The sequence below is a fragment of the uncultured Streptococcus sp. genome (assembly GCF_963456385.1).
Classification (GTDB): domain Bacteria; phylum Bacillota; class Bacilli; order Lactobacillales; family Streptococcaceae; genus Streptococcus.
This window is the reverse complement of the sequence record NZ_CAUOLF010000022.1, coordinates 1-14,105: the sequence shown is the minus strand read 5'-3', so window position 1 is coordinate 14,105 and position 14,105 is coordinate 1. Positions and strand designations below refer to the sequence as shown.

The following is a 14,105-nucleotide window of genomic DNA, read 5'->3' as shown; positions in this document are numbered from 1 at the left end:
AAGGAAATTATGTCAGAAGAAAGAGTAGAACCAAAACCGATTGATCTCGGTGAATACAAGTTTGGTTTCCATGACGATGTTGAACCTGTTCTCTCGACAGGGAAAGGGCTGAATGAAGCGGTCATTCGTGAGCTTTCTGCAGCCAAGGATGAACCAGAGTGGATGCTGGATTTTCGCCTCAAATCCTACGAGGCTTTCAAGAAGATGCCGATGCAGACTTGGGGGCCGGATTTGTCAGAGATTAATTTTGATGACTTGATTTATTATCAAAAGGCTTCTGATAAGCCAGCTAGAAGTTGGGATGAAGTGCCTGAGAAGATCAAGGAAACCTTTGAGCGGATTGGGATTCCAGAAGCAGAGAGAGCCTACCTGGCTGGTGCGGCTGCCCAGTATGAATCAGAAGTGGTCTACCACAATATGAAGGAAGAGTTCCAAAAGCTAGGAATCGTCTTCACAGATACCGACTCAGCTCTTAAGGAATACCCAGAGCTTTTCAAGCAGTATTTTGCTAAGCTGGTCCCTCCGACAGATAACAAGCTAGCAGCTCTCAACTCCGCCGTCTGGTCTGGTGGTACCTTCATCTATGTTCCAAAAGGTGTCAAGGTAGATGTTCCTTTGCAGACTTATTTCCGGATTAACAATGAAAATTCGGGTCAGTTTGAGCGGACTTTGATTATCGTCGATGAGGGCGCTAGCGTCCATTATGTTGAGGGATGTACAGCTCCGACTTATTCCAGCAATAGCTTGCATGCTGCGATTGTTGAAATTTTTGCCCTTGATGGGGCCTATATGCGCTACACCACTATTCAAAACTGGTCCGATAATGTCTACAACCTCGTGACCAAGCGGGCGAGGGCTATGAAAGATGCGACGGTTGAGTGGATTGATGGGAACCTTGGTGCAAAAACAACTATGAAGTATCCGTCTGTCTATCTGGACGGACCTGGAGCGCGTGGAACTATGCTTTCTATTGCCTTTGCCAATACCAATCAGCACCAAGATACAGGTGCTAAGATGATTCATAATGCTCCGCATACCAGCTCATCTATCGTGTCTAAGTCTATTGCTAAGGGCGGAGGTAAAGTGGACTACCGCGGTCAAGTGACCTTTGGAAAGAATTCACAGAAATCTGTCAGCCATATTGAGTGTGATACGATTATCATGGACGATATTTCGGCATCAGATACCATTCCCTTTAATGAAATTCATAACTCCCAAGTGGCTCTGGAGCATGAAGCCAAGGTTTCTAAGATTTCAGAAGAGCAGCTCTACTATCTCATGAGCCGTGGCTTGTCCGAATCCGAAGCTACCGAAATGATTGTCATGGGCTTTGTCGAACCATTCACCAAAGAACTGCCTATGGAATACGCTGTTGAGCTTAACCGCCTTATCAGCTATGAAATGGAAGGATCAGTTGGGTAAAACTTTAAATCACTGCTTGAATAACCGCACTGCGAGTTAATATTCAAAGAATTTTGCTAGTTGTAGTCCAACATTTACAAACCATACAAAACAACCGCGAATCATTTGATTCGCGGTTGTTCTTTATAGTTTCTCGTTGACATAGCGGACGAAGTCATTCCACCAGACCTTGAAGAAAATACTTTTTTCCACCTCTTGGCCTGCTACCATTGTGACAGAGGGGGCTTTGTTTTCCAGATAGCCTTGGCCGATTGGCTCAGGGTCGGTATAGGTCAGGGTGCCAAGTTCGGTATTTTTTTTCAGTGGAGCTTGGAATCCTTTTTCGTTGGTAGAAAATTCCACCTTGTGCTCAGCCTGATTGGCGATGCGCTCAATGATGGTAAAATCCTTGCTAGCAACGGCTGGCACGGTCTTTTGTTTGCCGTCAATAACGGTTGAATGGCTTTTATTGTAGGCTTCACCCTCGGCCACAATGGTCGTCTGGGTGAAGTTTTGCGAAACATAGTTCATCAAAGACGCTGTGGCTACAAAGCGTGCGTAAGGGTCTCCGTCAGTTTGCTCAACGTCCAGCACAACAGTAATCATGCGAATGCCATTCTCAGTAGTCGTTGCAACAAAGGAAGAGCCTCCCTTCTCAGAAGAGCCGGCTTTGAGTCCGTCTACACCTGAGCGGAAGTTGGACTGGTTTTCCAGCATGAAGTTATAATTTTCAAGACTTGTCCCTGCAAATTTGGCTGTGGACTTGGACGTGATGTCTGTCACTTGAGGGAAGTCCATAATCAGATGCCGGCTGATAACAGCCAAGTCGTAGGCGCTGAATTTGTTTTCAGTGTCCTTGCTTTTTTTAGCTGTGCTAGCTGAGGCGCTATACTCTGTTTCTTCAGTTGCGTATTCTAGAAGAAGAGTATTCAGCCCTGTGGAGTTTACAATAGTAGCATCTGTGATTCCCCATTCTTTAAGCTTGGCCTTCATCATTTGGACGAAATTTTCTTCGCTGCCCCCAACCTTCTCAGCCAAAGCAATCGTGGCACTGTTGGAGCTGGACATCAAAGACGCGGCAATCAAGTCCTTGACTTTGTAACGTCTGGCTTCCAAAGGGACATTACTGATATTTGGATTAGCTGTCAGATTGTAGGCGTAGTCTGAAATATCAACATAGGTATCGGCAGTTAGGTCTCCTCTATCAATGGCTTCATAGACCAGATAGACGGTCAAAAGATTAGTGATGGAGCCAACTTCGATTGGAGTATTAGCATCTTTTTCGTAGAGAATCTTTCCAGAAGTAGCGTCCACAGCCATAGCACTCTTAGCGGCAATGTTGTAATCATCTGCTGCCACCTTGTTGGCGGTCATTCCGACCAAAACTAGTAAACATAGGAATAATCGTTTCATTTCTTTCCCCTAAAACAAGATATAACCATTGTATCATAAAATTCTCTTTTCTTTTATAAATCAAGGATAATAAAAGGTTACAAAATAAATGTAGAGAAAAGTAGGGTAATCCCCTTAAAGAGATTTTTTATAAAAGCATCTTTCGGAAAAACTCACAAAATAGAAAAATATTTGAAATAATACAGATATACAAGCTGAAAAATAGAAAATTATTATTTTTCTACATAAAACATTTGTTTTTATAAAAAAATATTGTATAATAATACAATATAAATTGAGAAGGAGAATGCTCATGAAAAAATCTAAATGGTTGGCCATTACTGGACTGACAGTCGTGTCAACACTAATCTTAGCTGCTTGTGGAAGCTCTAGTGCCAGTAATACCTATTCTTATGTCTATTTGAGTGATCCTGATACTTTGGACTATGTCAATTCAAATCGAGCTACTACGTCCGATGTTATTACAAACTTGGTGGACGGCCTTTTAGAAAATGATAAATACGGCAATTTGGTTCCATCTATTGCGGAAGACTGGACTGTTTCAAAGGATGGTTTGACCTATACCTATAAGCTTCGTAAAGATGCTAAGTGGTACACATCAGATGGTGAAGAATATGCAGAGGTTAAAGCACAAGACTTTGTAGCAGGTTTGAAGCACGCGGCAGATGAAAATTCTGAAGCTCTTCCTATCGTCCAAAGCTCTATCAAAGGCTTGGATGCCTATGTCAAAGGAGAGTCTAAAGACTTCTCAACAGTTGGAGTAAAAGCAGTTGATGACCACACGGTCGAATACACGCTCAACCAGCCAGAAAGCTACTGGAACTCTAAGACGACCATGGGGATTCTGTTCCCCATCAATGAGGATTTCTTGAAGTCACAAGGCAAAGATTTTGGTACCGTAAAACCTTCTTCCATTCTTTATAACGGACCTTATGTTCTGAAAGCATTCACTTCTAAGTCTGTCATTGAATATGCTAAAAACCAGAACTATTGGGATAAGGACAATGTCAAGGTTGAAAATATAAAACTGACTTATTTTGATGGTTCGGATCAGGAATCCTTGATCCGCAACTTCTCAGACGGGGCTTATTCTCAAGCACGGCTTTACCCTACGAGCTCTAACTATGCTTCTGTAGAAAAGCAGTACAAAGACAATATTATTTACACACCACAGAATTCAACTAGTTTCTATTTTGCTTTCAATCTGAATCGTAAGACTTATAATCATTCGTCTAAGACATCAGATGCTCAAAAGGCATCAACTACAGCTGCTATTCAAAATAAAGACTTCCGTCAGGCGATTAACTTTGCCTTTGACCGGACATCTTTTGGAGCTCAGATGAATGGTAAAGATGGAGCGACTAAACTCATCCGTAGCTTGCTTGTTCCTCCTAGCTTTGTGCAGGTGGACGGTAAGGACTTCTCTGATGTAGTAGAGAGCCAACTTTCATCTTATGGAGATGAGTGGAATGGCATTAAGCTGGCGGATGCTCAGGATAGTATCTACAATGCTGATAAAGCCAAGGCGGAATTTGCCAAGGCAAAAGAAACCTTGCAAGCTGAAGGTGTAGAATTCCCAATCCATATTGACGTCCCTGTCGATCAGTCTGACAAGGTTTTGGTACAACGGACGAACTCCTTCAAACAGTCTGTCGAATCAGCGCTTGGCCAAGAAAATGTCGTTATTGATGTTCAGCAAATGTCAACAGATGACTTTGATAATTCTGCCTACTTTGCAGAAACAGCAGCTCAGAAAGACTACGATCTCAACATGTCTGGCTGGTCAGCAGACTACCAAGATCCATCAACTTATCTGAATATCTTTAACCCTGAAACAGGTGATGCTGCAGATAATATTGGTATAGAAAAAGGGAAAAATGCTGATGTGGCAAATAAGGTTGGCTTGAATGAATACAAGGCTTTGCTGGATGAAGCTGATCAAGAAAAACAAGATACAGATGCTCGTTACACCAAGTACGCAGCAGCTCAGGCTTGGTTGACGGATAGCTCCATTGTTATTCCTAGTGTTTCTGGTGGTGGTTCACCAGTCGTTCAGAAGGTTGTGCCATTTACCAAGTCTTACTCTTATGTCGGAATTAAAGGAGATGCCTATGTCTTTAAGAACATGGAGCTCCAAAATGATATTGTTACAGCTAAAGACTATGAAGCGGCTCTTAAGAAATGGGAAAAAGAAAAGGAAGCATCCAATAAAAAAGCCCAAGAAGACTTAGAAAAACACATTAAATAAAATCCAGAACAGCAAGAGCTCGGCTCTTTGCTGACAGTGTTGAAACAAGTGATTTAATGGAGAGAACATTTTTGTTCTCTCTTTTTTATGTTTGGTTTCATTATGTTGAAGCGTTTACATCCTGTCGCAGAAGTGCTATAATGAAAGTAATCTTAATGAAAACTGGAGGAAGTTTATGAAAACATCTAAGTTAGCTGCAGCTGCTGGGCTTGTCATTCTCTCTGCAGGAATTTTGGCTGCCTGTTCGTTTGGTGGTTCCAATTCATCTGGGAAAAACTATAGCTATGTTTATACCTCAGATCCAGATACACTGGATTACACTGTGTCCAATAAGCGGGCAACCAATGAGATTATGGCTAATGTAGTGGATGGTTTGCTAGAAAGCGATAAGTATGGTAACTTAGTGCCTTCTCTAGCGGAAGATTGGACCGTTTCAAAAGATGGTCTGACCTATACTTATAAGCTTCGTGAGGGAGTGAAATGGTATACTTCTGATGGTGAAGAGTATGCAGATGTGACTGCTAAGGACTTTGTGACCAGTCTGAAGCATGCCGCTGACAGCAAGTCTGATGGTCTTTATATCGTTCAAAAATCCATTAAAGGCTTGGACGACTATGTCAATGGTAAAATAACTGATTTCTCCCAAGTTGGTGTTAAGGCGGTGGATGATTCTACTGTTCAATACACTTTGAATCAGCCAGAAAGTTTCTGGAATTCTAAGACAACCATGGGGATTCTTTTCCCAATTAATGAAGAATTTCTGAAATCAAAAGGTGACAAGTTTGCTCAGGGGACAGATCCAACTAGTGTCCTCTATAACGGTCCGTTTATCTTGAAATCCATCACTTCGAAATCTCAAATTAGCTTAGAGAAGAATCCGAACTATTGGGATAAGGAAAAGGTGAAAATCGATACTGTCAAGTTCTCTTACTATGATGGCCAAGATACAGAGTCTCTGGTACGCGGCTTTTCTGACGGCAACTACACCATTGCCCGTCTTTTCCCAAATAGCTCCAACTTTGCCAGTGTGAAGAAACAGTACGGCGACAATATCGTCTACACTCCTCAAGGTTCAGGAACCTTCTTTGTTACAACTAATATTGACCGTCAGTCTTACGAGCATACCTCCAAGACAACGGATGCACAGAAATCTTCCACTAAGAAAGCACTGCTCAATAAAGATTTCCGTCAGGCTCTGCTTTTTGCCTTTGACCGTACTGCCTATTCTGCCCAAACCAATGGCGAAGAAGCAGCAGACAAGCAGCTTCGTAATACCTTTGTTCCGCCAACCTTTGTTCAAGCTAATGGTAAAGAGTTCGGCAGCATTGTAGAAGAAAATCTGGCTAGCTACGGTGATGAGTGGAAGGGAGTCAAATTAGACGACGCTCAGGATGGTCTTTATAATCCAGAAAAAGCCAAGGCAGAATTTGCCAAAGCTAAGGAAGCGCTGCAGGCAGAAGGAGTGGAATTCCCAATCCATCTGGATATTCCAGTTAGCTCAGCAGATACCAATGGCGTTAAGAGTGTTCAGTCATTGAAGCAGTCTATTGAAGCCAATCTTGGCTCTGACAATGTAGTAATTGATATTCAGCAGATGACAGATGATGAGTTGAATAATATCACCTACTTTGCGACCTCTGCATCCCAAGAAGACTGGGACTTGAATAATAATCTTGGCTGGAGTCCAGATTATAACGATCCATCTTCTTATCTGGAAATCACTGGCTCTAAGACTGGTGAGAATGTTGACAGCTACTTTGGTTTTGACCCTGGAACAGATAATGCAGCAGCTAAAGAGGCTGGCTTTGAAGAGTATGATAAGCTCTTGGAAGACGCTGCTTCAGAAAACGAGGATATTAACAAACGTTACGAAAAATATGCTGCAGCTCAGGCTTGGCTGACAGACAGTGCTCTGTTGATGCCAGCTTGGTCATCTGGTGCAACACCAAGTGTCCGTAAGGTTGTTCCATTCTCAGGACCATTTGCTTGGACTGGAAACAAGGGCGAATACAGTTTTAAATATGTTGAAATCCAAGATAAACCAATAACGACTAAAGATTATGAAAAAGCGCGTGAAAAATGGGCAAAAGAAAAGGAAGAATCCAATAAAAAAGCTCAAGCAGAACTCGCAGAACATATCAAATAAATCAAGAAAATCCCATTGTAGCAACAGTGGGGTTTTTGATGATTTGAGAGATAGAATAAGCGAGTTTGAGCTTGTCTAATCCTATATAGCAAACATGCAGGAAGCCTGATTACATAAACATCTTAGGGTGTTAGTGAGCTAACTTAATATTCTGAAAATTTATTTTACTTTTAGTACTATCTATGCTATAATCTTAATTAAATCTAAAAATCTAAAAGATGGAGAAACCCATATGAAACAAAGCAAAGTCCTTGCGTTAGCAGGAGTTACTCTTCTTGCGGCTGGCTTTCTTGCAGCTTGCTCAGGCTCTAAGCCAAACACAAAGTCAGGCAGCTCAGACTCTTCTAACACCTTTAATTATATCTACGAGACAGATCCTGAAAACTTGAACTATCTCACTTCAAGCAAGGCTGCTACAACAGACTTGACTGCCAATGTCATTGACGGTCTTTTAGAAAACGACCAATATGGAAACTTAGTTCCTTCAATGGCAGAGGAATGGACTGTATCACCAGATGGGAAAACCTATACTTATAAGCTTCGCAAAGACGCTAAGTGGTATACTTCCGAAGGTGAAGAGTACGCAGATGTTACAGCAGAAGACTTTGTTACAGGTCTTAAGTATGCGGCAGACAATAAATCTGAAACAATCTACTTGGTTCAGGATTCTGTCAAAGGGCTTAAGGACTATATTTCTGGGAAGATTGATTTCTCAGAAGTAGGGATCAAAGCAGTCGATGATCATACCGTTGAGTATACTCTTAATGAGCCAGAAAGCTTCTGGAATTCTAAAACTACAATGGGAATTCTCTACCCAGTAAACAAAGACTTTTTGAAAAACCAAGGTGATAAGTTCGCTCAAGCAACTGATCCAACAAGCTTGCTTTATAACGGACCTTTCTTGCTCAAATCATTGACTTCAAAATCTGAAATTCAATTTGAGAAGAATCCTAATTATTGGGACAAAGAAAATGTTCACGTAGATGCAGTGAAACTCTCTTTCTATGATGGACAAGATCAAGGGAAACTAGCTGATCAGTTCAGTCAAGGTGCTCTGACAACAGCCAGACTCTTCCCGACTAGTGCGACTTATGAAAAGGTTGAAAAAGACTTTAAAGATAATATCGTTTATACACCTCAAGATGCCTCAACTTTCTTAGTAGGTACAAACATTGATCGTCAGTCGTACAACCATACTGCTAAGACATCAGAAGCTCAAAAGACTTCAACTAAGAAAGCTTTGCTTAACAAGGACTTCCGCCAGGCTTTGACCTTTGCCTTCAATCGTGAGTCCTATGCTTCTCAGATTAATGGTAAGGACGGAGCAGACAAACTTCTTCGTAACCTTTACATCCCACCTACATTTGTGCAGGCTAGTGACAAGTCCTTCGGTGACCTAGTTAAGGAAAAAGTAGTAACTTATGGTGACGAATGGAAAGATGTGGACTTCTCAGATGGTCAAGATGGTCTCTATAACGAGAACAAAGCAAAGGCTGAATTTGCTAAAGCAAAAGAAGCTTTGAAAGCTGATGGAGTAGAATTCCCAATTCATCTGGACATTCCAGTTGATCAAACAGCTACTTCTAAAGTACAACGTGTTCAATCCCTCAAGCAGTCTATTGAAAAGACCTTAGGAAAAGATAATGTTGTAATTGATGTTCACCAATTGTCTAAGGATGAAGTGACTAACATTACCTTGTTTGCTCCTTCTGCTGCTGAAGAAGACTGGGATATTTCAGATAATGTCGGCTGGTCTCCGGACTATCAAGATCCATCTACTTATCTAGATGTCATCAAACCTGGTGGTGAAAACACCAAGACCTTCTTAGGATTTGATGGCACAGATAATGCCGCAGCGAAACAAGTTGGTTTGGATGAATATACCAAGCTGGTTGACGAAGCGGGTGCAGAAAAGCAAGATTTGAACAAGCGATATGAAAAATATGCGGCTGCTCAGGCTTGGCTGACTGATAGTGCTTTGTTGATTCCGGTAACTTCTAGAACCGGCCGTCCAACCTTGACTAAGGTAGTGCCTTTCTCAGCACCGTTTGCTTGGTCTGGTGCTAAGGCGCGTGAAGCAGCAAGTTATAAATACATGAAATTGCAGGATGAGCCTGTAACGACAAAAGATTATAATAGCGCTCAGGAAAAATGGAATAAAGAACGTGCGGAATCTAATAAAAAAGCTCAAGAAGAATTAGCAGACCACGTGAAATAAGCTTGCTAAGAGAACTTTCTCTAATAGAGGAGAAAGTTCTTTTGGAATTTAAAGGAAACGATAAATGAAAAAATATATTTTTATGCGTATCTTACGCTCAATTGTGTCGATTTTCTTGGTGACGACCCTGACTTATGCCATTATCTATACTATGGTGCCAAGAAGGTTGATTTTCAAGCAGGATCCCAACTATAATAAAATAGCGACTAATAAAGATAAAAAAGCTAACTATGAAAACACCATCTTTGAGCGGATGGGTTACATTGACTATTATGATACTAAGGAACTGCAGGAGAAGGCCAGCAAGGAAGATTCCTCTGTTACAACAGAAGCTACAGAAGCAAACAAGAAGATTTATCAGAAGTATATTGATAAACTTGGCAATGGCTGGAAATTGCAGAAATTCCCACTGAGCGGAGAATTCTATGCTGTACGTGAAGTGCCTGTTTATGAGCGTGTCTTTGAGTTCTATGCTAATTTGATTCAAATTGATCATCCAAATGTTATCCAAGATGAGGAAAATCCGAACCTAGAGCGTTATATCCGGTTTGAAAATGATCCCTCTGTTGGCTGGTCTCTTGTGGGTTCTGGTACCAAGCACAAGTATCTGCTGTACTTTAATGGTCAGTTCCCATTTGTCCACCAGAACTTTATTACCTTTAATTTAGGTAATTCTTATCCGACCTATGCTAATATCCCTGTTCTGCAGGTTATTACGCAAGGACAAGGACAAACTAAGTCTTCTGAAGTTCAATTCCCAACAGGCAAAAAGACATCGTCTGTAAACATCTATTCTCGTACTTACAAGACTCCAAGCAAAGCCGATTCACAGGACATTGCTAAGTTTGGTAAGGGAGATGCCTATACAGCGACTCAAAGCAACTATCAAAATCCTTCCATGATTACCAGCTCAGCCATTATCGGTTTGATTGGTGTGGCTCTGTCTTATCTGATTGCTATTCCACTCGGTTCCTACATGGCTCGACTCAAGAATACATGGTTTGATAGCATTTCTACAGCGGGCTTGACCTTTATGATGTCACTGCCAACCATCGCCTTGGTCTACATTGTCCGTTTGGCAGGGTCTGCCGTTGGTCTTCCAGATTCCTTCCCAATCTTGGGGGCGGGAGATTGGCGTTCTTATGTCCTGCCAGCTGTTATTCTAGGGCTTTTGAGTGCTCCTTGGACAGCTGTTTGGATTCGCCGCTATATGATTGACCTTCAGTCTCAGGATTTTGTCCGCTTTGCGCGTGCTAAGGGTCTCTCAGAAAAAGAAATTTCTAACAAGCACATCTTTAAAAACGCTATGGTGCCACTGGTATCTAGTATTCCAGCTTCAATCGTCGGAGTTATTGCTGGTGCAACCTTGACAGAAACAGTCTTTGCTTTCCCTGGTATGGGTAAGATGTTGATTGATTCCGTTAAGGCATCTAATAACTCTATGGTTGTTGGGCTCGTATTCATCTTCACATGTCTGTCTATCTTTGCCCTCTTGCTGGGTGACATTCTGATGACTGTACTGGACCCACGTATTAAGTTAACATCAAAAGGAGGTAAATAATGGCTACAATTGATAAAAGCAAATTCCAATTTGTCAAACGTGACGATTTTGCCTCTGAAACGATTGATGCTCCAGCCTACTCTTACTGGAAATCAGTCATGCGTCAATTTCTGAAAAAGAAATCAACCATTACCATGCTGGGGATTCTGATTGCCATTATTCTTATGAGCTTCATTTATCCTATGTTTTCAAACTTCGACTTTAATGACGTGAGTAAGGTAAATGACTTTAGCATGCGTTACATTAAGCCGAGTGGTCAGTACTGGTTTGGAACGGATAGTAATGGTAAGTCTCTCTTTGATGGTGTTTGGTTTGGTGCCCGTAATTCTATTCTTATTTCGATTATTGCGACGGTTATTAATCTGGCTATCGGAGTTATCATCGGCGGTATCTGGGGAATTTCCAAAACAGTCGACCGTGTCATGATGGAAATCTACAATATCATTTCAAACATTCCAGCCCTCTTGATTGTCATTGTCTTGACCTACTCTATCGGTGCTGGTTTCTGGAATCTTATTTTTGCCATGACGATTACTGGTTGGGTCGGTATTGCTTACACTATCCGTGTGCAAATTATGCGCTATCGGGATTTGGAGTACAACCTTGCCTCTCGTACCCTTGGTACACCTACTCTCAAGATTGTAACGAAGAACATTATGCCACAGTTGGTATCTGTTATCGTGACCACCACTTCACAGATGCTGCCAAGCTTTATCTCTTACGAAGCCTTTCTGTCCTTCTTTGGATTAGGTCTTCCTGTAACAGTGCCAAGTTTGGGACGCTTGATTTCAGATTATTCTCAAAACGTGACGACCAATGCCTACCTCTTTTGGATTCCACTTACAACTCTAATTTTGGTATCCCTTACCTTCTTCGTAGTTGGTCAAAACTTAGCCGACGCGAGCGATCCACGTACACATAGATAGGAGTAAATATGACAAAGAATGAAAATGTAATATTGACTGCTCGCGATATTGTCGTGGAATTCGATGTTCGCGATCGTGTCTTAACCGCCATTCGCGGTGTCTCATTGGACTTGATTGAGGGCGAAGTACTGGCTATTGTTGGTGAATCTGGTTCGGGTAAATCTGTGTTGACCAAGACCTTCACTGGTATGTTAGAAGAAAATGGCCGTGTAGCTCAGGGAACTATTGACTACCGCGGCAAAGATTTGACGACTCTTCGCACAAACAAGGATTGGGAACCAATTCGTGGTGCAAAAATTGCGACTATCTTCCAAGATCCTATGACGAGCTTGGATCCGATTAACACCATTGGAAGCCAGATTACAGAAGTTATTATCAAGCACCAAGGAAAATCAGCCAAAGAAGCTAAAAAAATGGCCATTGATTACATGAGCAAGGTCGGGATTCCAGATGCGGAAAAACGTTTCGAAGAATATCCTTTCCAATACTCAGGTGGCATGCGTCAGCGGATTGTTATTGCTATTGCCTTGGCTTGCCGTCCTGATATTCTTATCTGTGATGAGCCGACAACTGCCCTCGATGTAACCATTCAAGCGCAGATCATTGACTTGCTCAAATCCTTGCAGCAAGAATATCATTTCACAACCATCTTTATTACGCACGACCTTGGAGTTGTAGCTAGTATTGCAGATAAGGTTGCAGTCATGTATGCTGGTGAGATTATCGAATACGGTACAGTTGAAGAAATCTTCTACGAGCCAAAACATCCTTATACATGGAGCTTGCTGTCCAGCTTGCCTCAACTAGCAGATGCAAATGGTGCCCTCTACTCGATTCCTGGAACACCACCGTCTCTTTATTCACCAATCAAAGGGGATGCCTTTGCTTTGCGTTCAGACTATGCCATGTCAATTGACTTTGAAGAAGAAGCACCGGCTTTCAATGTATCAGATACTCATTGGGCTAAGACATGGTTGCTGCACGAAGATGCGCCTAAGGTTGATAAACCAGAGATTATCGAAAACCTACATGAAAAAATTCGTTCAAAAATGGGCTTCAATCAATTAGAAGCTTAGGAGGAAGGAAATGACTGAAAAATTAGTTGAAATTAAAGATTTAGAAATTTCCTTCGGTGAAGGAAGTAAGAAATTTGTAGCAGTAAAAAATGCAAATTTCTTCATCAATAAGGGGGAAACTTTCTCTCTTGTAGGAGAATCAGGTTCTGGTAAGACTACAATTGGTAGAGCTATCATCGGCCTCAATGACACCAGTGCAGGTGATATTTTCTACGAAGGCAAAAAGATTAATGGGAAAAAATCAAAAGCAGAAGAAGCAGACTTGATTCGCAAGATTCAGATGATTTTCCAAGATCCAGCAGCCAGTCTGAATGAGCGTGCAACGGTTGACTACATCCTTTCTGAAGGTCTCTACAATTATCACTTGTTTGATAGTGAAGAAGATCGTCAAAGAAAAGTCAAAGATATCATCAATGAAGTCGGCTTGTTGGCTGAGCATTTAACTCGCTATCCTCATGAATTCTCTGGTGGACAGCGTCAGCGGATTGGGATTGCTCGCGCTTTGGTCATGAAACCAGATTTCGTAATTGCTGATGAGCCTATCTCCGCCTTGGATGTATCTGTCCGGGCTCAGGTTCTGAATCTTTTGAAAAAATTCCAAAAAGAGCTGGGCTTGACATATCTCTTTATTGCCCATGACCTTTCGGTAGTTCGTTTTATTTCTGATCGTATCGCTGTGATTTACAAAGGTGTCATTGTAGAAGTGGCAGAGACGGAGGAGTTGTTCAACCATCCTGTCCATCCTTACACACAATCTCTGCTCTCAGCTGTTCCAATTCCAGACCCAATCTTAGAACGCAAGAAAGTGTTGAAGGTCTATGATCCTGAACAGCACGATTATTCTGTTGATAAACCAGAAATGGCAGAGATTCGTCCGGGACACTACGTCTGGGCTAATAAAGCTGAACTCGAAAAGTATAAACAAGAACAAGAATAGAAAAAATGTCCGAAAGGGCATTTTTTTGCGCCTTTAAAACAAGATAGGATGTAGGCCAATTTAGCAGCCTCAAAGATATGTAATATCATCCACTAACTTAAAAACAATAATTTTTTTAAAAAATATTAGAAAAGGTATTGACAGGAGGTGTGGTTGGGTGATATACTAATATAGTTGTC

9 protein-coding genes are annotated in these 14,105 nt (G+C 41.6%); 8 read left to right on the top strand and 1 reads right to left on the bottom strand.

Translation table 11 applies throughout. The features are described from left to right. The first annotated feature begins 9 nt into the window (after positions 1–9). On the top strand, positions 10–1,422 hold the full coding sequence (gene sufB, locus RP262_RS09110; protein WP_072074541.1) for a Fe-S cluster assembly protein SufB: 1,413 nt from the start codon (positions 10–12) through the stop codon (positions 1,420–1,422). 123 nt (positions 1,423–1,545) lie between these two features. Here the strand turns inward: sufB and pbp3 are convergent, their stop codons facing one another. After that, a complete protein-coding gene (gene pbp3 / locus RP262_RS09105; protein ID WP_311154950.1) occupies positions 1,546–2,814 on the bottom strand; it encodes a D-alanyl-D-alanine carboxypeptidase PBP3 in 1,269 nt (422 codons plus the stop codon). 292 nt (positions 2,815–3,106) lie between these two features. On the opposite strand from pbp3, the gene RP262_RS09100 reads away from it, so the two are divergent. The 7 genes from RP262_RS09100 (at position 3,107) to RP262_RS09070 (ending at position 13,926) form a co-directional block, all read left to right on the top strand. Next, a complete protein-coding gene (locus tag RP262_RS09100; RefSeq protein WP_032912388.1) occupies positions 3,107–5,062 on the top strand; it encodes a peptide ABC transporter substrate-binding protein in 1,956 nt (651 codons plus the stop codon). Positions 5,063–5,237: 175 nt separating this feature from the next. Beyond that, on the top strand, positions 5,238–7,208 hold the full coding sequence (locus RP262_RS09095; protein ID WP_311154949.1) for a peptide ABC transporter substrate-binding protein: 1,971 nt from the start codon (positions 5,238–5,240) through the stop codon (positions 7,206–7,208). Positions 7,209–7,440: 232 nt separating this feature from the next. Further along, positions 7,441–9,426, top strand: coding sequence for a peptide ABC transporter substrate-binding protein (locus RP262_RS09090; protein ID WP_311154948.1), 1,986 nt, complete (start codon positions 7,441–7,443; stop codon positions 9,424–9,426). Positions 9,427–9,490: 64 nt separating this feature from the next. Further along, positions 9,491–10,987: an ABC transporter permease gene (locus RP262_RS09085; protein WP_125434311.1), complete on the top strand. Its 1,497-nt coding sequence runs from the start codon at positions 9,491–9,493 to the stop codon at positions 10,985–10,987. Then, complete coding sequence (gene oppC, locus RP262_RS09080) at positions 10,987–11,913, top strand: oligopeptide ABC transporter permease OppC (protein ID WP_002908085.1); 927 nt, start codon at positions 10,987–10,989, stop codon at positions 11,911–11,913. The genes RP262_RS09085 and oppC overlap by 1 nt, the downstream gene beginning before the upstream one ends. A gap of 8 nt (positions 11,914–11,921) precedes the next feature. Further along, complete coding sequence (locus RP262_RS09075; protein ID WP_311154947.1) at positions 11,922–12,989, top strand: ABC transporter ATP-binding protein; 1,068 nt, start codon at positions 11,922–11,924, stop codon at positions 12,987–12,989. Positions 12,990–12,999: 10 nt separating this feature from the next. Next, the gene (locus tag RP262_RS09070; RefSeq protein WP_311154946.1) at positions 13,000–13,926 is read left to right on the top strand and encodes an ATP-binding cassette domain-containing protein; all 927 of its coding nucleotides are present in this window, start codon (positions 13,000–13,002) and stop codon (positions 13,924–13,926) included. The last annotated feature ends 179 nt before the right edge of the window (positions 13,927–14,105 follow it).

Excerpts from the sequence above, each read along its gene's own strand:
- sufB (WP_072074541.1), top strand. The coding sequence starts at position 10 with ATGTCAGAAGAAAGAGTAGAACCAAAACCGATTGATCTCGGTGAATAC.
- pbp3 (WP_311154950.1), bottom strand. The coding sequence starts at position 2,814 with ATGAAACGATTATTCCTATGTTTACTAGTTTTGGTCGGAATGACCGCC.
- RP262_RS09100 (WP_032912388.1), top strand. The coding sequence starts at position 3,107 with ATGAAAAAATCTAAATGGTTGGCCATTACTGGACTGACAGTCGTGTCA.
- RP262_RS09095 (WP_311154949.1), top strand. The coding sequence starts at position 5,238 with ATGAAAACATCTAAGTTAGCTGCAGCTGCTGGGCTTGTCATTCTCTCT.
- RP262_RS09090 (WP_311154948.1), top strand. The coding sequence starts at position 7,441 with ATGAAACAAAGCAAAGTCCTTGCGTTAGCAGGAGTTACTCTTCTTGCG.
- RP262_RS09085 (WP_125434311.1), top strand. The coding sequence starts at position 9,491 with ATGAAAAAATATATTTTTATGCGTATCTTACGCTCAATTGTGTCGATT.
- oppC (WP_002908085.1), top strand. The coding sequence starts at position 10,987 with ATGGCTACAATTGATAAAAGCAAATTCCAATTTGTCAAACGTGACGAT.
- RP262_RS09075 (WP_311154947.1), top strand. The coding sequence starts at position 11,922 with ATGACAAAGAATGAAAATGTAATATTGACTGCTCGCGATATTGTCGTG.
- RP262_RS09070 (WP_311154946.1), top strand. The coding sequence starts at position 13,000 with ATGACTGAAAAATTAGTTGAAATTAAAGATTTAGAAATTTCCTTCGGT.